This is a genomic window from Brenneria sp. g21c3 (assembly GCF_040240345.1).
Classification (GTDB): domain Bacteria; phylum Pseudomonadota; class Gammaproteobacteria; order Enterobacterales; family Enterobacteriaceae; genus Brenneria.
On the sequence record NZ_JBEIAB010000026.1, the window covers coordinates 25,400 to 46,475 of the forward strand.

Annotated in this window: 16 protein-coding genes and 1 tRNA gene; 16 read left to right on the forward strand and 1 reads right to left on the reverse strand. The window is 59.0% G+C overall.

Annotated features, from left to right (window positions below; all coding sequences use genetic code 11):
- The first annotated feature begins 79 nt into the window (after positions 1 to 79).
- From ABRZ28_RS22700 to ABRZ28_RS22725, 6 genes are all read left to right on the forward strand, one after another.
- Positions 80 to 1,108 (forward strand): zinc-binding dehydrogenase, encoded by a 1,029-nt coding sequence (locus tag ABRZ28_RS22700; protein ID WP_319605888.1) that lies wholly within the window; start codon positions 80 to 82, stop codon positions 1,106 to 1,108.
- A gap of 65 nt (positions 1,109 to 1,173) precedes the next feature.
- Positions 1,174 to 2,640 carry a coniferyl aldehyde dehydrogenase gene (locus ABRZ28_RS22705; RefSeq protein WP_330521633.1) on the forward strand — a complete coding sequence of 489 codons (1,467 nt, stop codon included), beginning with the start codon at positions 1,174 to 1,176 and terminating at the stop codon, positions 2,638 to 2,640.
- A 199-nt stretch (positions 2,641 to 2,839) separates the two neighbouring features.
- Positions 2,840 to 3,358: a phenolic acid decarboxylase gene (locus ABRZ28_RS22710; RefSeq protein WP_319605886.1), complete on the forward strand. Its 519-nt coding sequence runs from the start codon at positions 2,840 to 2,842 to the stop codon at positions 3,356 to 3,358.
- A gap of 590 nt (positions 3,359 to 3,948) precedes the next feature.
- Positions 3,949 to 4,950 (forward strand): N-acetyltransferase DgcN, encoded by a 1,002-nt coding sequence (gene dgcN, locus ABRZ28_RS22715; protein ID WP_319605885.1) that lies wholly within the window; start codon positions 3,949 to 3,951, stop codon positions 4,948 to 4,950.
- The gene (dgcA, locus tag ABRZ28_RS22720) at positions 4,947 to 5,927 is read left to right on the forward strand and encodes an N-acetyl-D-Glu racemase DgcA (protein ID WP_319605884.1); all 981 of its coding nucleotides are present in this window, start codon (positions 4,947 to 4,949) and stop codon (positions 5,925 to 5,927) included. The genes dgcN and dgcA overlap by 4 nt, the downstream gene beginning before the upstream one ends.
- A gap of 49 nt (positions 5,928 to 5,976) precedes the next feature.
- Entirely contained in the window at positions 5,977 to 6,837 is an 861-nt protein-coding gene (locus ABRZ28_RS22725) for a D-amino-acid transaminase (protein ID WP_319605883.1), read from the forward strand.
- Between the two features lie 54 nt (positions 6,838 to 6,891).
- Here ABRZ28_RS22725 and ABRZ28_RS22730 read toward each other — a convergent pair whose 3' ends face one another.
- Entirely contained in the window at positions 6,892 to 9,336 is a 2,445-nt protein-coding gene (locus ABRZ28_RS22730) for a DUF3772 domain-containing protein (protein WP_319605882.1), read from the reverse strand.
- A gap of 493 nt (positions 9,337 to 9,829) precedes the next feature.
- On the opposite strand from ABRZ28_RS22730, the gene ABRZ28_RS22735 reads away from it, so the two are divergent.
- The 10 genes from ABRZ28_RS22735 to ABRZ28_RS22780 all read left to right on the forward strand — a co-directional run bounded on the left by ABRZ28_RS22735 (position 9,830) and on the right by ABRZ28_RS22780 (position 21,009).
- Positions 9,830 to 10,762 carry a polysaccharide deacetylase family protein gene (locus ABRZ28_RS22735; RefSeq protein ID WP_319605881.1) on the forward strand — a complete coding sequence of 311 codons (933 nt, stop codon included), beginning with the start codon at positions 9,830 to 9,832 and terminating at the stop codon, positions 10,760 to 10,762.
- A gap of 58 nt (positions 10,763 to 10,820) precedes the next feature.
- Complete coding sequence (locus ABRZ28_RS22740; RefSeq protein WP_330521634.1) at positions 10,821 to 12,317, forward strand: ABC transporter substrate-binding protein; 1,497 nt, start codon at positions 10,821 to 10,823, stop codon at positions 12,315 to 12,317.
- Positions 12,318 to 12,332: 15 nt separating this feature from the next.
- Positions 12,333 to 13,253 (forward strand): ABC transporter permease, encoded by a 921-nt coding sequence (locus tag ABRZ28_RS22745; protein ID WP_319605879.1) that lies wholly within the window; start codon positions 12,333 to 12,335, stop codon positions 13,251 to 13,253.
- Between the two features lie 11 nt (positions 13,254 to 13,264).
- Entirely contained in the window at positions 13,265 to 14,128 is an 864-nt protein-coding gene (locus ABRZ28_RS22750; RefSeq protein WP_330521635.1) for an ABC transporter permease, read from the forward strand.
- A gap of 8 nt (positions 14,129 to 14,136) precedes the next feature.
- Positions 14,137 to 14,919: an SDR family NAD(P)-dependent oxidoreductase gene (locus ABRZ28_RS22755; RefSeq protein ID WP_330521636.1), complete on the forward strand. Its 783-nt coding sequence runs from the start codon at positions 14,137 to 14,139 to the stop codon at positions 14,917 to 14,919.
- Positions 14,920 to 14,937: 18 nt separating this feature from the next.
- Positions 14,938 to 15,930: an ABC transporter ATP-binding protein gene (locus ABRZ28_RS22760; RefSeq protein ID WP_330521637.1), complete on the forward strand. Its 993-nt coding sequence runs from the start codon at positions 14,938 to 14,940 to the stop codon at positions 15,928 to 15,930.
- On the forward strand, positions 15,927 to 16,904 hold the full coding sequence (locus ABRZ28_RS22765; RefSeq protein WP_330521638.1) for an ABC transporter ATP-binding protein: 978 nt from the start codon (positions 15,927 to 15,929) through the stop codon (positions 16,902 to 16,904). Before ABRZ28_RS22760 ends, ABRZ28_RS22765 begins: the two co-directional genes overlap by 4 nt.
- 10 nt (positions 16,905 to 16,914) lie before the next feature.
- On the forward strand, positions 16,915 to 19,278 hold the full coding sequence (locus ABRZ28_RS22770; RefSeq protein ID WP_330521639.1) for a penicillin acylase family protein: 2,364 nt from the start codon (positions 16,915 to 16,917) through the stop codon (positions 19,276 to 19,278).
- Between the two features lie 232 nt (positions 19,279 to 19,510).
- Positions 19,511 to 19,587 (forward strand) — tRNA-Arg (locus tag ABRZ28_RS22775).
- A 195-nt stretch (positions 19,588 to 19,782) separates the two neighbouring features.
- A complete protein-coding gene (locus ABRZ28_RS22780) occupies positions 19,783 to 21,009 on the forward strand; it encodes a tyrosine-type recombinase/integrase (RefSeq protein ID WP_330521640.1) in 1,227 nt (408 codons plus the stop codon).
- The last annotated feature ends 67 nt before the right edge of the window (positions 21,010 to 21,076 follow it).

Here is a 21,076-nt window from a genome sequence, read left to right on the forward strand (position 1 = left end):
AGAAAGTACAGCACGTCATGGCGTTTAAACGCTTAACGAACCAGACGCATCGCGTCTTAAAAATAAAAGGATACAGCCTATGAACGGTAAGTATCGCGCAGTACAGGCGACAGGCAACGGCGTACTTGAACTGGTCGAACGCCCGTTGCCGACCCCGGCCGCCGGCGAGGTATTGCTCGCCGTCGAAGCCTGCGGCATCTGCCATACCGACGCCTTTACGGTGGATTATGGTTTTGCCGGTTTAACCTACCCCCGAGTGCCGGGGCATGAGGTTATCGGCCGGATTACGCAATGCGGTGAAGGTATCGACCCGCGCTGGCGCGTCGGTCAGCGCGTCGGCGTCGGTTATCTCGCCGGCCGCTGCGGACAGTGCGCATCCTGCCGGCGCGGCGACTTTATCAACTGCGCCAATCAGCAAGTCACCGGCGTTCATCGCGACGGCGGATACGCCGAAGCCATGCTCGCCAACCAACACGGTCTTATCGCCATTCCCGACGATCTGGACTCGGTCAGCGCGGCCCCGCTGCTGTGCGCGGGCATCACCACCTTCAACGCGCTGCGCAAGTCGGGCGTGAAAGCGGGTCAGACCGCGGCGATCCAGGGGATCGGCGGCCTGGGTCATCTTGGCATCCAATATGCGCGCGGCATGGGCCTGCGCACCATCGCCATTGCCCGCGGCGGCGAAAAACAGCGGCTCGCCCTCGAACTCGGCGCGCATCACTATATTGATAGCCAGGCCGACGATCCCGCGCAGGCGCTTATCGCCTTGGGCGGCGCGGACGTGATCATCGCCACGGCGTCGAACCCGGCCACGTTCGGGCCGCTGCTGCGCGGTCTGAATCCCCACGGCAGCCTGGTTATCGTCGGCGTAGGGAACGACCCCGTCAGCATCAACGTGGGCGAGCTGTTGGCCGGCGAGCGCTCGGTTAAAGGCGTGGTCACCGGCTCGCCGAGCGAATCCGAAACCATGCTCGACTTCAGCCTGCTGCAAAATATCCGCGCCAAAATCGAGACGATAAGCCTGGAACAGGCAACGGAAGGATACGCGAAAATGATGCGCAACGAAGCCCGTTTTCGCATCGTCATCACAACAGAGAAACGGTCTTAACAAGACGCCGGACAACGGCGTCTTTATTGCGAATAACCCTAACTCATTGATAAGAGGCGGTCATCATGGCAAATCAAACATCATCGGCGGCGCTCATCGTCAATAACCATCCGGCATCTTATGAGGATTTCACCCGGTTACTGACGTCGCTCAAAAAGCGCCATCTCAGCAGTTCGCCGCCCTCCGCCGCGCAACGGCAGGATCGCCTGCTGCGCGCCATTCGCCTGCTAAAGGAGAATAAAGAGGATTTCGCGGCGGCTTACAGCAAGGACTTTGGTTTCAGAAGCCCGATTAATACCCTGATTTCCGATATTCTGGGGTCGGTCGCCGCGCTGCAACACGCCCACGACCATTTACCCGACTGGATAGAGAGTGAAACCCGCAGCGCGCCTTTTCCGGATACCCAGGTCTCTATCGACTATCGACCGCTGGGCGTCGTCGGCATTATCAGCCCGTGGAATTTTCCGCTGGTTCTGACCTTTGGGCCGCTGGCGGACGCGATCGCCGCGGGAAACATCGCGGTGCTCAAGCCGTCCAGCACCACGCCGAACGGTTCCGGTTTGCTGTGTCGGCTGATCGCCGAACACTTTTCCCCGGAAGAGATCTCGACGGTGCAGGGTCACAACGCCGGCGCCTTTTTCTCCGCGCAGCCGTTCGATCATCTGGTGTTTACCGGCAGCACCGCGACCGGCAGGCAGATCATGGCCGCCGCCGCGGAGAATCTCACGCCGGTTACGCTGGAGCTGGGCGGCAAATCGCCGGTCATCATCTCTGAAAGCGGCGATCTGCGTCAGGCCGTCGAGCGGATCCTGACGGCGAAAACCTTTAATGCCGGCCAGATCTGTATTTCACCGGATTACGTTCTGGTGCCGCAGCATAAAATCGGGGAGTTCATCGCACACGCGCAGGCGTTTATCGCCTCATCCTACCCGACGCTCAAAGACAACCCGGACTACACCGCCATCATCAACGCGAAGGCATTCAACCGGCTGCACGAACTGGTCAGAGAGGCGTCCGACCTGGGAGCGGAGATTGTCGAGCTTAACCCGGCCAATGAAAATCTGGACAGCGAGGCATTACATAAAATGGCGCCCACGCTGCTGGTCAACGTACCCGATACGGCGCGGGCGATGCAGGAAGAGATCTTCGGCCCGGTGCTGCCGGTACAAGGCTATTCCAGTTATGACGAATGCATCAATGCCATCAATCGCCGGCCGCGCCCGCTGGCCGCTTATTACTTCGGTCGCGACCAGGCGGAAATCGACCGGCTGCGCAACCACACCCTCTCCGGCGCGCTGGTGATCAATGACGCCCTATCCCACGTTCTGGTCCATGATATTCCCTTCGGCGGCGTCGGCGCGTCGGGAACCGGCGCCTACCACGGCATAGAAGGTTTCAAACGCTTTAGCCATGCCCGCCCGATATTTATTCAGAGCGCGGCGGGTCATTCCAATCTCCCGATGCGCGCGCCCTACGGCGACGAGGTCCGCGCGTTTGTGGATGAGCAGCTCAACGCCATGGGCAACGGTTAATCCTGCAAAGCCATAGGTTCCCCTGCCATCGCGGGGGAATGCCATACCGGCCTGCGTCAATCCGCCGACCTGCGAGCCACAGACGCGGAGATTGGTCTGGCTGCTATAGTTATTACCGCCTGAATCCTCTGATACTCCTCTAATTAGTAGCGGAATACGCCGTGATTCACACCTTAATCAACATAAGAGGACGTTTAACATGAGTGATGCTTTCGAATCCACCAGGCCTGAAACCCTGACCCGTTTTATCGGCAAACACCTTATCTACACCTACGATAACGGCTGGCAGTATGAGATGTATATCAAAAACGCCCGCACCATGGATTACCGCATTCACAGCGGCATGGTAGGCGGACGCTGGGTGCGGGATCAGGAAGTCCATCTCGTCAGGCTGGCCGACGAGGTGTGTAAGGTTTCCTGGGATGAACCCACCGGCACCGACGTCAGCGTCGCCATCAACTTCGCCGAGCGGTCGATACACGGCGTGATTTTCTTCCCGCAATGGATCGCCCAACACCCGGAAAGAACCGTCTGTTTCCAGAACGACCATCTGGATCTGATGCGTCAATACCGCGACGCCGGCCCCACTTATCCGAAACTGGTCATCGACGAATTTGCTGCCTTGACCTTTGTTGAAGATTGCGACCCTGACGATCAAACGGTGGTTGATTGCGCGCCCGATGAAGTCGCGGCGGGTTATACCGCGCGGCGTAACTGATATCCCCGCCATAGAGGTTGACGACGGCCGTGTTTAACCACTCGGTCGGCAACCGCGGATCAAATGGCCGGCGATGCCGGTCATATCATTCCATTTCTATATTTAGATCCGAGATATTAATTGTTTTTCTGACACAGCGTAAAAATATCAGAATTATTGATATCAGGCATCGGCAAACACCATTCCTCTTAACAAATTAAAAACAAAAAAACCGGATGCTTTATTATGGGGCCCCATAATAAGTCAGCTCACCAAATTAGCGCATAAAAACAATTAACAAGACAATGAAAAACCAATAAAAAACAACGAGATAAAATATTTTATCCAAATATCCCCATGCCGATTTTATAAAAAACCGTACGATTTTAAAATAAAAGACAATGACAACATTTAATCCCATAAAAACAGTTAAAACCTGAATTTAACCCCACTAAACTGACAAAAAATCAGAGGTTATCACTTAACAATGGGAGTTATTGACAATTATATTGCTACAGTTATTATCAATCGGCAGATTATGTTTATAGCCAATGACGTTTTATCCGACCGCTTTATTAATGACTTACGCTTAGTGCTTATGAGGATGAATAATGGATATCAGAAAACCTTATTTATTATTCCTGGGTGACGCGCACGATCAGTTAGCAGCAAAGGTTGCTATCGGGATTAAGCAATGGCACCCGGAATATTGTGTTGGTCAATACCGCATGGAAGGCTGTCATGCCGATTGCGGCTTGCCTGATATGGATATCAGCGCCGCCCGGGCGGCCGGGGCGCAAACGTTAGTCATCGGCGTCGCCAACCGCGGCGGCATCATTTCAGAACAATGGATCGCCGTATTGAGCGAAGCGTTGAAAAGCGGTATGGATCTGGCCGCCGGGCTGCATAATCGCCTGGCCGACGTGCCGGAACTCAGCGAACTGGCGGCGAAACTGGGTCGTTCCCTGTTCGATGTCCGCCACCCGTCGCAGGTCTACCCGGTCGCCAATGGCCGCAAACGTTCGGGTAAACGCCTGCTGCCGGTCGGCACCGACTGCTCCTGCGGCAAAATGTACACCGCGCTGGCAATCGAAAAAGAAATTTTATCGCGCGGCGGCAAAGCGACCTTCCGCGCGACCGGCCAAACCGGCATCCTGATTAGCGGTTCGGGCGTGAGCATTGATGCCGTCGTCTCCGACTTCACCGCCGGCGCAGTTGAAACGCTGGCGCCGGCCAACGACGCGGATCACTGGGACGTGATTGAAGGCCAGGGGTCGCTGTTTCACCCCTCCTTCGCCGGCGTAACCACCGGTATTATTCATGGCGCGCAGCCCGATGCGCTGGTGCTGTGCCATGAGCCGACCCGCAAAACCATGCGCGGCGTCGACTATCCGATTCCCGATATCGCCGATTGTATGGCCTTGAATTTGTCGGTCGCCCATCTCACGAACCCTAAAGCGCGTTTTGTCGGCATCTCCGTCAATACGGCGGCGCTCAGCGAAGCGGACGCATTACAACTGATGGCCGACCTGGAGAAAAAATTCGGTTTGCCGGTGGTGGATCCGTTCCGCCAGGGCGTAGGACGCATCGTCGACCAATTGGCCAGCCTATGATCGAACTCGAACTCTTCCATGAAAGCTGGCCGCTACAGGGTACATTCACTATTTCGCGCGGCAGTAAAACTCAGGCCGACGTGGTGGTGGTCGCTCTCCGTTCCGCTGATGTTACCGGCTATGGCGAGTGCGTTCCCTACGCCCGTTACGGCGAATCCATTGAGAGCGTGATGGCGCAAATCGCCGCGCTGCGCGACGATATTCGCCACGGTCTGGATCGTGAACAGCTGCAAACCCGGCTGCCGGCTGGCGCGGCGCGCAACGCGCTCGACTGCGCCTTCTGGGATCTGGAATGCAAACGCCACTATCAGCGCATCTGGCAGCGTTTGCATCTGCCGGCGCCGGGCGTACTGGAAACGGCCTACACCCTGTCGCTGGATACGCCGGAGAAGATGCAACAGGCCGCGCGGCAAAACGCCGGCCGGCCGCTGCTCAAGCTGAAACTGGCGGATAAAGACGATTTGGCCAGAGTGGCCGCGGTGCGCAACGGCGCGCCGTCCGCCCGTCTGATCGTCGACGCCAATGAAGGCTGGGATGCCGAACTTTACCTGAAACTGGTGCCGGAACTGGCTGCGCTGGGCGTGGCGATGATCGAACAGCCGTTGCCCGCCGGCAAAGACGGCGTATTGGCCGACCTGCCCCACCCGATCCCGATCTGCGCCGATGAGTCCTGTCATGACAGCCATTCGCTGGCGGCGATCGCCGGCTGCTATGACATGATCAATATCAAGCTGGACAAAAGCGGCGGACTGACCGAAGCTCTTCGCCTGCGGGCCAGCGCGCTGGAGCAAGGCATGCAGATCATGGTCGGCTGTATGGTCAGCACTTCGCTGTCGATGGCGCCGGCCTTTATCGTGGCTCAGGGCGCGCAAGTGGTCGATCTGGACGGTCCTTTGCTATTACAGCGTGACCGGGCCAACGGATTGCGTTACGACGGCAGCCGCATACACGCATCGGAGGCCGCGCTATGGGGCTAAAATGCGTTAAGCTGCATGAAAAGACTATTGAGGATTAAGGAGTGTTGTAATGCAACGTCTTGTTTATGTCGATGGGCAATATGTGCAGGAAAGCGAGGCCAAAGTTTCGGTATTTGACCGCGGCTTTCTCTTCGCCGACGCCGTATACGAAGTCACCGCGGTGGTGAACGGCAAATTGGCCGAGTTTGACGGTCATCTGGCGCGTCTACAGCGCTCCTGCCGTGAATTGTCGCTTACGTTGCCCGTCACGCCGGCCGAACTGAAAGAGATTCATCAGGCTCTGATCGAAAAAAACGGCATGGAAGAAGGCGCAATTTATTTGCAGCTAAGCCGCGGCAACGCCGGCGATCGCGACTTTCACTTTCCTCCGTCCGAGGTCAAACCCACGCTGGTGCTGTTCACTCAGGCGCGCGGCGTGCTGGAAAACCCGAAGGCGGAAACCGGTCTGCATGCCGTCACCTGCCCTGATATCCGCTGGCACCGCCGCGATATCAAAACGGTCAGCCTGCTGGCGGCCTGCCTGGCGAAAGAGTACGCCCATTCCCAACATGCCGATGATGCCTTTTTGGTGGAAAACGGATTTGTGACCGAAGGCAGCTCCTGCAACTGCTATATCGTCCTGCACGATAAAACCGTGGTGACCCGTCCGTTAAGCAACGATATTCTGCACGGTATTACCCGTCACTCGCTGTTGAAACTGGCGGAGGATGATCAAATCAAACTGGAGGAACGGCTTTTCACTCCGGAAGAAGCCTATCACGCCAGTGAAATTTTCATCAGTTCAGCCACCACCTTCGTTTTACCGGTGGTCAAGCTCGACGGCAAAACCATCGGCGACGGCAAACCCGGCCCGGTAACCCGCCGCCTGCGGGAAATTTATATTGAAATGGTGAAGCAGCAGGTCAAATAGCAATCCGGCCGCTACGCTGACAAGGCGCCCGCCATTGATGGGGCGCCTTTATTTTTACGCTTTCTCTTCAATCTCAGCGCCATCGGGCAAACCGGCGACAGGGTTTTCCAATACCATTCTCTGCGGCACCGCCAGAGGAATATTGGACGCCCGCAGGCGGCGGATAATATCAAACAGCAGATCGCTCTTCGCCCCGGCCACCAGGCGCGGGCTGTTGACATAGCCCGTCACGCTCAACACCATTCCCGTCGGGGTTAGCTGACTGAAGGTAACCGATGGCGCGGGCGCGTCCAGAATCGATTCATGTTCCGTGTAGGCATCCAGCAGAATGGCTCTGACCTCCTCGGGATCGATATCCAGCGGGAACGTCAACGCCAGCGTCGCCACGCCAAGCGCATTCCCCATGGTGATGTTGCGCACGTTCTGCGAAATAAACTGCGAGTTAGGCACAATCACCGTCGAACGGTCGCCCAGTTGGATCTCCGTCGCCCGAACGTTAATGCGCCGGATATCCCCTTCCACGCCGCTGATATTCACCAGATCGCCGACCTTGACCGGCCGTTCGGTGAGCAGAATCAAACCGGAAATAAAGTTTTTTACGATTTCCTGCAAACCGAAACCGATACCCACCGACAGCGCGCTGACGATCCATGCCAGTTTGTTCCACTGAATACCCAGCGTCGCCAGCGTCAGCAGAATAATCAGGATATAACCGATATTGCTGAACAACGTCACCAGCGACGCCCGGATACCGCGATCCAGCATGGTTTTGGGAAGAAATTCATCCTCCAGCCAGCGCTTTGACGAGCGCAGAACGTAGACCCCGATAGCCAGGAAAAGCACCGCGTTCACCAAATGGGCGGGTACGATGCTCAGCGTTTCCAGCCCCTTGCCGCCCCATATTTCAACGGCTTTCTGCACCAGCTCCAGCGGGGTGGTGGTGCCGAAAGTCCCGTTCAGCAAGGCGACGGCGGCCATCAAAATCAAAAAGACCTTGCCGCAGGCGGAAAGCAGCGCCGTCGCCTGCGCCAGATGCCGATCGTCGAGATTGAGCGAGTTCTTGATGCGCTGTCCGCTGGAATTGTTGGGTGAAAAAACGCTTTCGCAGATGTCGACAATAAACGTCGAGAACAGATAGAGGCACGACATAACCATGCCGATCCACACCAGCTCATAGGTCAGGAAACGCGCCAGCGAGATATAGCCGATAACCAGCGAAACCAACACCGCGAACGTGGTTGCCAGCACCGCCAGATGAACAATGCCGGCCAGCGTTGAGCGCGCTTCCGGTTGCGCGCCGTCATTCACCATCTGCCGACGCACCTGATCGCTGCGCAGCGCGATGATGCCGATCGTCAGCGCCAGAAACAGCGCGGATAAACCATTCACCATAATGGTAGCCGACACCGATGTTCCCACCGTAGCCGTCACCTGTTCGATGACGCCGAACAGCAAAATCAGCAGCGCGGCAATGACCGGAAAGGGATTCATCGCCTTCGCGACCGGATTGGATATCGCCGGCAGCCGCCAGGAAGGACGCTGATTGGAGAGAAACGCCCGGCCCAGACCGGCAATCATCGAACAAAAAACGGATAGCTGCGTCAGCGTATCCAGAAACGACTCCACCCGCTCGCTCGCCTGACCATGACGGGTAAAGACGTAGTCCAGCAAATTCGCGGCGATGCCGATCGTCAATACGGTCGAGATGACGCTGGCCGTCGCCAGAAAACTTCGTCTCAGGCGTCCTTCCGGCAATAGATTAATCCCGGCCCAGGTCAGGTATTTCTCCATATAGCGACGACCGGCGGTAACCAGCGCGGCGACGACCAGCAGAAAGAAAGCGGAACCATACCGCCATTCAGGCGTCCAGGAAGTCGCCAGCGCGTCGCTTAACTGCGATTGAAATGCGCCGAGCCGGCGCACATCTTCCGCCTGCGGATTTACCAGCGGCGACCAGAAGCGCGCGCCGAAAATACTGCCTGAATTTAATGCCAACTGCGTTTTCAGCGCATTGCGTCGTAGCGTAACAATCTGCGCGGAAAGGTTGGATGCGGCGGCCCGCAGCGCCTGGATTTGCTCAATCTGCGCATCCATCTTCGCCTTCTGCGCGTTCAGATTATTACGTTTACGCGTCACTTCATTCGTTTCATTGATATTGGAACCGGGTTCCGGCGCCGGCCCCAAAACGTCCAACTGGGCCTGTAGCTGCGCCCGCAGCGGCGTTACCGCCGTAGACAAATCGTCCGCGCTGCCGACCAATTGCTGGGTAGTATCATTCAACGCCCCGAATTTACTATCGCTATTGGCGCCTGACACCTGCTGCTTAATGCTGTCCAACTGCTTTTGCAGGTTCACCAATTCAGCATCAATATTTATTTTTACTGGCGTCTCAGTCTGCGCCGGCTGGGGATCCGGATCCGCCGCCGTCGCATATCCGACAGGCGCGATCAATATCGACAACAGAAAAATACGCAATAATGCGGATAACGAAGTATGCATAAATTGAAAGGTCCCAAGTTCAACAGAAATCGCGGAGGTTCAAAACGGCCACCCTGCGCCAGCGTGGTTGGATTTTACCCGCTATGCCGCGTATCAGCGACGGACGCAACTCCATCCGCCCCTCTATAACTTACAAAGAATGACGCCATAAACGCAGCAGATAAAGATGAATTCGCCTCTGTTTTACAGGGATCCGACCTGAAACGTAAGACAAACATCAAGGGCGCTGGAAATAAACCCGCGCCCGGCCGCTGTCGTCGCAAACGGCGGCGAGCATGTTCGCCCTCCGGCGCTTAACGCGATTGGACAGCGAAGCGACTTTTTCCTCATCCGCATAAGGCTAGAAAAAATTGGCCTTTACGCGCATCGGTCACTGCTTGACCACAAAACAGTTCATATGGTTATATTAATCACCTTATTATTCCATTTCATTAATATACCGCGCCGTTATTAATTTTTTTGCAAACGTTTAATAACAACAAGGAAACATGACATGCATCAGTCAGGAGGGGGTCTGACGGACGATAAGCCGTGGCTGTGGCCTGATGAACGTTGGCGACAGCGGGTGGATCGCGTCCGCGCCGGTCGGTCGTTGAAGCCCGCCGTCTGGAAAAACGGCGCACGCATGGCCGTCGCCCTCTCTTTTGATGCCGATCATGAGACGTTTGAGTTGCGTAACGGCGGGCTGTCGGCGGGACGTCTGAGTCAGGGACAGTACGGCGCGCGCGCCGGCATGCCGCGTATCCTGCGCCTGCTGGAAAAATACGACGTGCCGGCATCCTTTTTTGTGCCGGCGGTATCGGCGCTGATCAACGCCGACGAAGTGCGCGCCGTCGCGGCGGCGGGTCATGAAATCGCTATGCACAGCTGGATTCATGAGTCTAATTCCCGCCTTGACGCCGTCGCCGAACGCGATCTGGCGCTGCGGGCCGCCGATGTGCTGGATCGCTTATCAGGCCGCCGGCCGGTGGGCATGCGTACCGCCTCCTGGGATTTCAGTCCGGCCACGCTGGGCATCGCCCGCGAAATGGCGCTGCTTTACGACTCGTCGCTGATGGCCGACGACGAGCCCTACGAACTGCTGGAGGATGGTCTGCCGACCGGCATCGTCGAAATTCCGGTGGAGTGGATCCGCGACGACGCGCCCTATTTCGCCATGGACCGGACGAGCGCCGCCCGGCCCTATGGCGATCCCCTTATGGTGCTGGGCATTTTTCAGCGTGAATTGGAGATGGCCTATCAGGAAGGCGGCCTGTTTCAGTTGACCCTTCATCCCCACCATTCCGGCCATCGCTCGCGCTTGTTCCTGCTGGAGGAGATCATCCGGCTGGCGCAGTCCAAAGGCGACGTCTGGTTTACCACCCACGCGGAACTGGCGGCGTTCTGCGCCGCCGGCGCCGGTCTGGCGCGCAACACGCCGCGGTAACCCTCCGGCCATGCCGGCGAATATAACCCTGTTTTCTGGTCTGAAGAGAGTAACGAACATGTCTATGATAATAAAATGGGCCGCCGCGACCGCCCTGGCGCTGGCGGCGACGCTGGCCGTCGCTCAGCCGGTGAAAGAGACCCTGACCATTGATTTACCGGGCGATGCGGCGACGCTCGATCCCCATCTCCAGTGGAATACCGACAGTTATAGCGTTTATCGCAATATCTTCGATAACTTGCTGACCCGTGACGCCGAGGGCAAGATCGTACCGCAAATCGCCAGCGCCTGGACCTATGTCAACGATACGACTATCGATTTCGACATCCGCGAGGATGTCAGCTTTCAGGACGGCAGCAAGCTCAGCGCCGCCGACGTGGTCTACAGCATCAAGCGTATTACCAACCCGGCGCTGAAAAGCCCGCAGCTGTCGCAGTTCGATCAGATCGACGGCGCCGAAGTCATCGCCCCCAACCGGGTGCGGATAACCACCAAATCGCCTTACCCGGCGCTGCTGGCGCAGTTGGTTAAGCTGTCCATCGTTCCGCAGGCTTATGTGGAAAAGGTCGGCGATCAGCAATTCAATCAGCAGCCTCTGGGCAGCGGCCCCTATCGCCTGGTGAACTGGCAAAAGGGCGTACAGATTGAACTCCAGGCTAACGAGCGTTACTGGCGGGTGACGCCGCCATTCCCGCGCGTGGTATTCCGGGCGGTGCCCGATGTGGCGACCCGTATCGCCGACCTACAGACCGGCAAAGCGGATCTGATCCGCGATCTGCCGCCGGATCAGGCGCAAGCGGTAAAAGCCAACGCCGATACGCAGGTACTCTCGGCGCCCACCGAACGTATCGGCTATCTGTTTATCAATGCCGAGGCGGGGCCGACCCGCGATGTCCGCGTCCGTCAGGCGATCGCCTACGCTATCGACCGTCAGGCGCTGATCGATGCGTTGCTGGAAGGCTACGGCGCGCCGGTGAACGTGCTCGGCGCGCCGCCGGTCTTCGGCTATACCGATCGGGTGCAGGGCTATCCGTTCGATCCGGATAAGGCGCGCGAGCTGGTCAAAGCCGCCAACGCCGAAGGCGCCGTCGTCACCTTTCTGACCTCGCCGGTTTACAGCCGCGCCATGGTCGAAGCCATCCAGCAGATGATTAACGATGTCGGGCTTAAAGTGGAAATTCAGTCCAGCGATCAGCCGACCTTCCTTAAACGCCGTCAGGGCGAAGCGGGCAATGCCGGCAGTCTGGCGCTCGGCGCCTGGTCCTGCGCCTGTCAGGATGCGGACGGCGTGATCTTCCCGCTGTTTCGCAGCGGCAGCCTGTGGGCCAAATACCACAACGCCGAATTCGATGCGCTGGTGGACAGCGCCCGCTCAATCCTTGATGTTCCGCAGCGGCTGGAAAAATATCGTCAGGCCTATCAGATCCTGCGTGACGACGTACCCGGCATCGGTCTCTATCAGTCCTATGTGGTATACGGCGCCAGTAAACATCTAGACTGGCGGCCGAGCGCCAACGAAGCGATGTTCGTGACGGATATGCGCTGGAAGCCCTAGCGGGAGAGGCTCGCCATGTTGAGATACATCGCCGGACGGCTGTTGCATGCCGCTATCGCCATCCTCGGGGTGCTGACCATCGTATTTATGATTATGCACCTGTCGGGCGATCCCACCCTGCTGCTGGTGCCGCAGGATGCGTCCGCGGAAATGATTGCCGCCCTGCGCCATCAGCTTGGTTTTGACCGGCCGTTGGGGGTGCAGTATCTGGCCTATCTCAAGGATCTGGCCCATCTGGATTTCGGTATTTCCGTGGTGCAGCGCGTGCCGGCGCTGGATATCGTCGCCTCCAGACTGCCCTATACCTTGATGCTGGCCGCCGGCGCGCTGCTGGTGGCCATCGGTCTCGGCATTCCGATCGGCATTCTGATGGCGGTACGGCGCGGCGGTTGGCTGGAGCGGCTATTGACCGCCATTGTGGTCACCGGACAAAGCGTACCCACCTTTCTGTCGGGCATTTTGTTGATTTTCGTTTTCGCCGTCACGCTGCGCTGGCTGCCGACCTCCGGCTCGCAGGAGTGGTCCGCGCTGATCATGCCCGCTATCGCGCTCGGCGCGATTTCGATGTCGACCTTCGCCCGCATGACGCGTATCGCGGTGCTGGACGAATTGGGCAAAGAGTATGTCCGGGCCGCGCTGGCCCGCGGGCTGTCTCGCGCCGTCATCGTCCGGCGCCATGTGCTGCGCAACGCCGCCATTCCGGTGATCACCATCGCCGCGCTGGAAATCGGCAATCTGCTGGCCGGCGCGGTGATTATCGAAACGGTTTTCGCCTGGCCCGGCATCGGCCAGCTGGCTATCCAATCGATTCAGTCGCGGGATTTTCTGGTGGTTCAGGTCATTGTGCTGCTGATTTCCTTTGTTTATGTGATGACCAGTATTCTCGCCGATCTGGTGTATGCGCTGGTCGATCCGCGCATCCGGCTGGCGCGCTGAGGAGCCGTACTATGCAATCCGTTTACCCGGCAGTCGGACGCCGCAGACGAACAGTGCCGCTTTCCGTGCTGATCGTCGCGCTAATCCTGACGGTTATCGTGCTGCTGGCGATCCTCGCCCCCTGGATAGCCCCGCTGGATCCGGCGCGGCAGAACCTGCTGGCGCGGCTGAAGCCGCCGGGCTTTGAAGCCAGAGGAATAACATTCTGGTTCGGCACCGACGATCTGGGCCGCGACCTGCTATCGCGCACCCTGTACGGCGCCGGCGTCTCGCTGAGCGTGGCGGCCCTGTCGGTCACGGTGTCGACCCTGGTCGGGGTGACGCTCGGCATGATGGCCGGCTGGTTCCGCGGCGCCGTCGAAACGCTGATCATGCGTCTGGTGGATATCATGATGTCTATCCCGGCGATCCTGCTGGCGGTATTGACCGTGGCGGTGCTGGGGCCGGGCTTTCTCAAGCTGGTGCTGGTACTGGCGTTGACCCGCTGGCCGCGCTATACCCGCGTCGCCTATGCCCAGACGCTACAGATCGCCAATCTGCCGTTTATCAAGGCGTCCGAACTGGCCGGCGCCGGCGCGACGCGTATTCTGCTGCGCCATATTTTACCGAATATCGCCGGTCCGCTGCTGATTGTCGCTACCGCGGAATTCGGCCTGATGATCCTGATGGAAGCCGGCCTGTCGTTTCTCGGACTGGGCATCCAGCCGCCGGCGTCCAGTTGGGGTTCGATCATGAGCGTCGGCCGACAGTATATCGAGCGAGCCTGGTGGATCGTCGCGTTTCCCGGCGCCTGCCTGTTCCTGCTGGTTTTTTCCGTTAACGTGCTGGGCGACTGGCTGCGCGACCAGCTCGACCCCCGTTCCCGTCTGCGTTGAGGTCTGACATGGAATTTGCAAATAAAAAAGTGGTGATCACCGGCGCCGCCGGTATTTTCGGTCGCTGGATTGCCGCCTGGTTCGCCCGCGAGGGCGCCCATCTCTGTCTGAGCGATAACCGCGCCGAAGCGCTTGAGGCTGCGGTGCGCGAGCTGGGGTTGGATACGGCGACCACGTTACGCCATGCCACCGAACTGACCGATGACCGCTCGCTGTTGGATCTGGTGGCTCTGGTGCGTCAGGCCTGGGGCGCGCCGGATATCCTGATTAATAACGCCGGCATTTATACGCGCTTCGCTCTGCTGGAGATGGATCTGGCCGATTGGGATCGCGTATTCGATGTCAATCTGCGCGCGCCGTTCGTGCTGACGCGGGAAATGGCCCGGCTAATGATCGACGCCGGACGACAAGGCAGTATTGTCAACATTTCCTCCGGCGCCGCGCGCAAGATGAACCAGAATTCGGTGCCTTACTGCACGTCCAAAAGCGCGCTGGAGCGGTTATCCAAAGGCTTCGCGCTGGAATTGGCCGAGTACGGCATCCGCGTTAACGTGGTCGAGCCGGGCTTTGCGCCGGGCAGCGAAGTCAGCCGGTTGTCAGCGGATTATGTCGAGGCGATGCTGGCGCGCATCCCGCTGGGGCGAGCCAGCGGGCCGGAAGACGCCCCGGCGGCCATTGGCTATCTGTGTTCCGAGCGCGCCGGTTTCATTACCGGGGCGGTGCTCAGCGTGGACGGCGGCAACGCTATCGGCGCCTATCAGCGCCCCCGGCCAGCCGCGGATCAGAGCTAAATCGACAGAGGAACAGATATGACGCTTAGCGAGCCGCTGCTGCGGGTAGAGAATCTGTCGATTGAAATCGGCGGGGCGAGGGTGCTGGACGATGTCTCCTTTGCCGTCGCGCCCGGAGAGGTGATGGCGCTGGTGGGGGAATCCGGCTGCGGCAAGTCGCTGAGCGCCTATGCCATGCTCGGCCTTTTACCGCCGGCGGCGCGACGTATCGGCGGACGCATCATGCTGGCGCAGACGGATTTGGCCGCCCTGCCCGAACGCCGGTTGCGCCGCGCGCGCGGCAAGGATATTTCCATTATCTTTCAGGAGCCGGGCGCCTGCCTGGATCCGTTGACCACGGTGGGAGAACAGATCGCCGCCGCCTACCGCGTTCATCATCAGGTTTCGCGCCCGGCGGCGCTGGAACGGGCGCGACAGATGTTGGAGGCGGTCGGTATCGCCGATCCCGAGCGCCGTCTGCATCAGTATCCTTTCGAACTGTCGGGCGGCATGTGTCAGCGCATTATGATCTCCATCGCGCTCATCTGCGACCCAAGAGTGCTGGTGGCGGACGAACCGACCACCGCGCTGGACGTGACCATACAGGCGCAGATCCTGGATCTGATGAAGCGGCTGGTGGCCGAACGAGGAACCTCTATCGTCCTGATTACCCATGATATGGGGGTGGTAGCGGATATGGCGGACCATGTCGCGGTGATGTATGCCGGCCGTATTGCCGAGATCGCGCCGGTGCATGCCCTCTTTCGCTCGCCGGCGCACCCCTATACCGCGTTGCTGCTGGCCAGCGTTCCGCGCCTCGACGATGAGCCTAAGTCCCTGCTGGCGACGATCGAAGGCAGCGTGCCGGCGGCGGAGCAATTTATTCAAGGCTGCCGTTTCGTCGATCGTTGCCCGCTGGCGACGTCAATCTGCCGGGATGAACGACCGCCGCTGTTTGATTGCGGCGATGGCCATCGCTCCGCCTGCTGGCATAGCGAACGGATAAAGGAAATCAGCGGGGTAGCGCGATGAGCGACGGCGAAAAGATCCTGCAAGTACGGGATGTGGAAGTGCATTTCGGCCGCCGCAGCAACCTGTTCGGCAAGCCCGCGCCGGTGGTGCGGGCGGTCAACGGCGTCGATCTGGATATCGCCGCCGGCGAAACCGTGGCGCTGGTGGGAGAATCCGGCTGCGGCAAATCCACGTTGGCCAATACGCTGGTCGGCCTGCAAAAACCGGTAGCCGGCAGCGTGCTGATCGGCGGCGAACAGGTGGTGGGAGCGACGCCCAAAGCGCTGAAGGCGATACGCCGTCAGGTACAGATGATTTTTCAGGATCCGGCGCTCTCCCTCGACCCGCGCGCCACCATCGGCGCGGCGATTGGCGAACCCTTGCTGGCCTGTGGTCTGGCGCGCGGCGGCGCATTGCGCGCCCGGGTGGAGAAGCTGTTGATACAGGTGGGTCTGCGGCCGGAGCATGCCGATCGCTATCCGCATCAGTTTTCCGGCGGCCAGCGTCAGCGGGTGGTGATCGCCCGGGCGCTGGCGCTGGAGCCGGCGCTGGTGATTTGCGATGAGCCGGTGTCGGCGCTGGATGTCTCCGTGCGCGCGCAGATCCTCAATCTGCTGGTCGCGTTGCAGCGGCGTACCGGCGTCGCCTATTTATTCATTTCGCACGATCTGGCGGTGGTACGCCATATCTGCGATCGGGTGGTGGTGATGTATCTCGGCCGCTTCGTCGAAATCGCCCGGCGCGATACCTTTTTCGCCGACCCCAAACACCCTTACAGCCGGGCGCTGATGGCGGCGGTGCCGCAGGCCGATCCCGACCTACAGCGCAACAGGCCGGGCTTTATCCTGAGCGGCGAACTGCCGAGTCCAGCCCGCATTCCGCCGGGCTGCGCTTTTCATACCCGCTGCCCGATGGCCACCGAGCTCTGCGCCCGGCAGCGCCCCGAGCTGACGCCACGGCCGGACGGCGCCCGCGTCGCCTGTCATCATGCCTGAGGAGATTGCCATGAATCACGTTATCGACACTGAAACGCTGTCACTGCCGGGACTGAAGGCGGCCTGCGAACTGCGCATCGACCGCTGGGGCATCAGCCATATTCGCGCCGACAACCAACAGGATCTGTTTTTTGCTCAGGGCGTTAACGCCGCGCGCGATCGCCTCTGGCAGTTGGATCTGTGGCGCAAACGCGGCCTCGGTCTGCTGGCCGCCGATTTCGGCCCCGGCTATCTGGCGCAGGATCATGCCGCCCGCCATTTTCTGTTTCGCGGCGATATGGCGGCCGAGTGGCGCGCCTATGCCGAGGATGCCCGCGAGATCTGCACCGCTTTCGTTGCCGGCATCAACGCCTGGATTGCCCTGTGCGAACGCCAACCGGAGCGGCTGCCGCCGGAGTTTGCCCTGTTCGGCACCCAACCGGCGCGCTGGCTGCCGGAGGACGTGGTGCGCATCCGCACCCACGCGCTGACGCGCAACGCCGCGTCGGAGATTTTGCGCGCGAACGTGCTGGCGCGCAGCGACGCCGCCACCGACTTACTGCGCGCAGGCATCGCGCCGCCGGTGGAACCCCAACTGGCGGACGGGCTGTCGGCGGCGGATATTCCTCTTGAGGCGCTGAAGCTGTTCAAACTGGCCACCGCCCCGGTAAGCTTTGCCGATGACCGGCTGAACGCCGCCCTGGATCAGGCCTCGGCGTGGAGCGAAGTCACCGATCTGGGCGATATTGTCCGAGCCGTCAGCGAAGAAGGCTCCAACAACTGGGTCGTCCACGGCAGCCGCACCGCCAGCGGCCGGCCGCTGCTGGCGAGCGATCCCCATCGCGCCCACGCGGCGCCCTCCTTGCGCTATCTGGTGCATCTGCATGCGCCGGGATTTAACGCCATCGGCGCCGGCGAACCCAGCGCGCCCGGCATTTCCCTCGGCCATAATGGTCAAACCGCTTTCGGCCTGACCATTTTCGGCGCCGATCAGGAAGATGTGTACGTCTATCAGACTCAGCCGGGCGATGCGGATCGCTACCGTTATCAGGACGGTTGGCAGCAGATCGAACGCGTGGAAGAGAGCTTTGCCGTCAAAGGCCACGCCCCGCAGACCCTGCCCCTCGCGTTCACCCGTCATGGCCCGATATTATTTGAAGATCCGGCCCGCCAGCGCGCTATCGCCCTGCGCTCGGTGTGGCTGTCGCAGGGAGCCGCCGCCTATCTCGGCAGCCTGTCCGCCATGCGCGCCGCCAGCGTGGCGGAGTTTGGCGCGGCGCTGGCGTCATGGGGAACGCCGTCGGTGAATCACGTTTGCGCCGACGCGGCGGGCAATATTGGCTGGTTTACCGCCGGATTTACCCCGGTCAGGCACAATTGGCACGGTCTGCTGCCGGTGCCGGGCGATGGGCGCTACGAGTGGGACGGTTATCTGCCGGCCGATCGGCTGCCGCGCAGCATCAATCCGCCCGCGGGCTTCTTCGCCACCGCCAACGAAATGAATATCCCGGCCGACCGCGACGCCGACGCGCCGTCCATCGGCCACGAATGGGCTGAAGGCAGCCGGGCGGCGCGCATCAAGCAAGTGCTGGCCGACGATCGCGCGCATTCAATTACGGCCGCACAGGCGCTGCAAAACGATACTTTTTCGCTGCCGGCACAGCGACTGTGCCGACTGCTGGCGCAGATCGAACGGCCAAAATACCTCAGCGCGCCGCTGCGGCAGGCGACCCGACTGCTGGCAGACTGGGATTATAAGATCGACGCCGACAGCGCCCCGGCGGCGCTGTTTGAAGTCTGGTGGATGAAACATCTGCGTCCGGCGCTGCTTGCCCGTCTGGCGCCGGATCCCGAGTTACGGGTACTGCTACAGCCAGGCGATCTGGACAGCCTATTGCAACTGATTGAAACGCCGGACGCGCGTTTCGGCGACAATGCCGAACGGGCGCGCAACCGGCTGATATTCGATAGCCTGAGCGCCGCCGGGGACGAATGTCGCCGGCATATGGGCGAGAAGGCGCGGCAATGGCGATGGGGCCGGCTGCACCAGACGCTGTTCGAACATGCGGTTAGCCGCACCCGGCATGGAACCGATCGGCAATGGAACACCGGTCCGCTGCCGCTGGGCGGCAGTCGTTCGACGCCGATGCTGGCCAGTTATCGCATCAACGATTTTAAAGTGACCGCGGGCGCTTCGGTGCGCCTGGTGATTGATGTCGGCGACTGGGACAACTCGGTATGTATCAACGCCCCCGGCCAGTCCGGCGATCCGCGCTCTGCCCATTACCGGGATTTAGCGCGCCCCTGGTCGAAGGGAGAATACGTTCCGCTGCTCTACAGCGAGGAAAAGATCGCCGCCCACACCCGCCAAAGAATTGTGCTGCAACCGGGTTAATGCGCGAGTCCACCATGCCGCAGCGTATTCATCCGGCAGCCCACAGACATCGGTATCGTTTCGCAACAAAAGCGATAGCTGTCCGGGCTGCCTGAAGACAACCGTTCCCGCGGACAAACGACTAAATAATCTGCTTGTTGCTTACCATCTGAGCAACAAGCAGAAAAGCCATTGACTCAACCTACCCGCTCCGTATAATCCAAACCGCATTACACAGCAACCCTGCCTGTATGCGCCCTTAGCTCAGTTGGATAGAGCAACGGCCTTCTAAGCCGTAGGTCACAGGTTCGAATCCTGTAGGGCGTACCATTTCGAAGTAAACAGACGTCAACCGACGTCTTTTTTTATGCCTAAAATTCAGTGAATTATCTATAAATTCGCTGTTTTCAGTCAACCAGACTCTACCGACATCTACGTACATCAAGTAGGATTTGTTGGTATAAGTGATGGTACAAGCCCGTTCAATGAATTCTTATACCAACAACCAGCAACGGAGGGCAGCATATGGCGCTTACCGATGTAAAGGTGAGAAGTTCAAAACCCACAGATAAACCCTACAAACTCACTGATGGGGAAGGAATGCATTTAATGGTGCATCCTAACGGTTCAAAGTACTGGCGTCTGCAATATCGCTTTGATGGTAAACAGCGCATGCTGGCACTGGGCGTTTATCCTCAAGTCACATTATCCGAGGCCCGTCAGCGCAAGGATGAGGCCAGAAAGCAGATCGCCAATGGCATCGATCCCGGTGAACAAAAAAAGCTGGAAAAACAGGCTCGTCAAACCGGTATTGAAAACAACTTCAAGGCCGTCGCACTGGAGTGGCATGAATACAAACGACCTAACTGGTCTAAAGGCTACGCTGACGATCTGATGGAAGCGTTTGAAAACGATATCTTCCCTGATATCGGTAAACGTCCTGTCGCCGAGATCAAACCGCTGGAAATGCTGACCACACTACGCAAACTGGAAAAACGCGGCGTGCTCGATAAGCTACGCAAGATCCGACAGGCTTGTAGTCAGGTATTTCGCTACGCCATCGTCACCGGCAGAGCGGAAAACAATCCGGTCTCGGAACTCGCCAGCGCGTTAACCCCGCCCAAAGCAGAACACTTCCCTCACCTGCTGACTGATGAATTACCGGATTTCCTGCGTGCCCTATCGTCTTACTCCGGTAGTAAAATCACGCAACTGGCAACCCGCATCCTGATGCTGACCGGCGTTCGTACCATTGAATTACGGCAGTCAGAATGGAAAGAGTTTGATTTTGACAAACGACTCTGGGAAGTGCCGAAAGAACGCATGAAAATGCGCCGCCCTCACCTCGTTCCTCTCTCTGATCAAGTGATTGATGCGCTGCAACAACTCTATGCGGTTACCGGACGCTATAACCTGGTTTTCCCTGGACGTAACGACATTACCAAACCAATGAGTGAAGCCAGTATTAATCAAGTACTGAAACGGATTGGTTATCACGGTAAAGCGACAGGCCACGGCTTTCGCCACACGATGAGCACCATACTACACGAACAAGGGTATAACACCGCCTGGATTGAATTGCAGCTTGCTCATGTGGATAAGAACACCATTCGTGGTACGTACAACCATGCTCAGTATTTGGAACAACGGAGGGGGATGTTGCAGTGGTATGGAGATTTTATTGATAGCCTGGTGATCCTACCCACGAATGGTGGACACGCTGTTAAGCGAGTAAAATCGTTAACAAGGTGAACCATGACGCAAGCAAAATCTGTGAAGAAGACATCCCGTAATCAATATACCCCGGAGTTTCGCCAGC

Excerpts from the sequence above, each read along its gene's own strand:
- ABRZ28_RS22755 (WP_330521636.1), top strand. The coding sequence starts at position 14,137 with ATGGAATTTGCAAATAAAAAAGTGGTGATCACCGGCGCCGCCGGTATT.
- dgcA (WP_319605884.1), top strand. The coding sequence starts at position 4,947 with ATGATCGAACTCGAACTCTTCCATGAAAGCTGGCCGCTACAGGGTACA.
- ABRZ28_RS22740 (WP_330521634.1), top strand. The coding sequence starts at position 10,821 with ATGTCTATGATAATAAAATGGGCCGCCGCGACCGCCCTGGCGCTGGCG.
- ABRZ28_RS22725 (WP_319605883.1), top strand. The coding sequence starts at position 5,977 with ATGCAACGTCTTGTTTATGTCGATGGGCAATATGTGCAGGAAAGCGAG.
- ABRZ28_RS22780 (WP_330521640.1), top strand. The coding sequence starts at position 19,783 with ATGGCGCTTACCGATGTAAAGGTGAGAAGTTCAAAACCCACAGATAAA.
- ABRZ28_RS22730 (WP_319605882.1), bottom strand. The coding sequence starts at position 9,336 with ATGCATACTTCGTTATCCGCATTATTGCGTATTTTTCTGTTGTCGATA.
- dgcN (WP_319605885.1), top strand. The coding sequence starts at position 3,949 with ATGGATATCAGAAAACCTTATTTATTATTCCTGGGTGACGCGCACGAT.
- ABRZ28_RS22710 (WP_319605886.1), top strand. The coding sequence starts at position 2,840 with ATGAGTGATGCTTTCGAATCCACCAGGCCTGAAACCCTGACCCGTTTT.
- ABRZ28_RS22700 (WP_319605888.1), top strand. The coding sequence starts at position 80 with ATGAACGGTAAGTATCGCGCAGTACAGGCGACAGGCAACGGCGTACTT.
- ABRZ28_RS22770 (WP_330521639.1), top strand. The coding sequence starts at position 16,915 with ATGAATCACGTTATCGACACTGAAACGCTGTCACTGCCGGGACTGAAG.
- ABRZ28_RS22760 (WP_330521637.1), top strand. The coding sequence starts at position 14,938 with ATGACGCTTAGCGAGCCGCTGCTGCGGGTAGAGAATCTGTCGATTGAA.
- ABRZ28_RS22745 (WP_319605879.1), top strand. The coding sequence starts at position 12,333 with ATGTTGAGATACATCGCCGGACGGCTGTTGCATGCCGCTATCGCCATC.
- ABRZ28_RS22765 (WP_330521638.1), top strand. The coding sequence starts at position 15,927 with ATGAGCGACGGCGAAAAGATCCTGCAAGTACGGGATGTGGAAGTGCAT.
- ABRZ28_RS22750 (WP_330521635.1), top strand. The coding sequence starts at position 13,265 with ATGCAATCCGTTTACCCGGCAGTCGGACGCCGCAGACGAACAGTGCCG.
- ABRZ28_RS22735 (WP_319605881.1), top strand. The coding sequence starts at position 9,830 with ATGCATCAGTCAGGAGGGGGTCTGACGGACGATAAGCCGTGGCTGTGG.
- ABRZ28_RS22705 (WP_330521633.1), top strand. The coding sequence starts at position 1,174 with ATGGCAAATCAAACATCATCGGCGGCGCTCATCGTCAATAACCATCCG.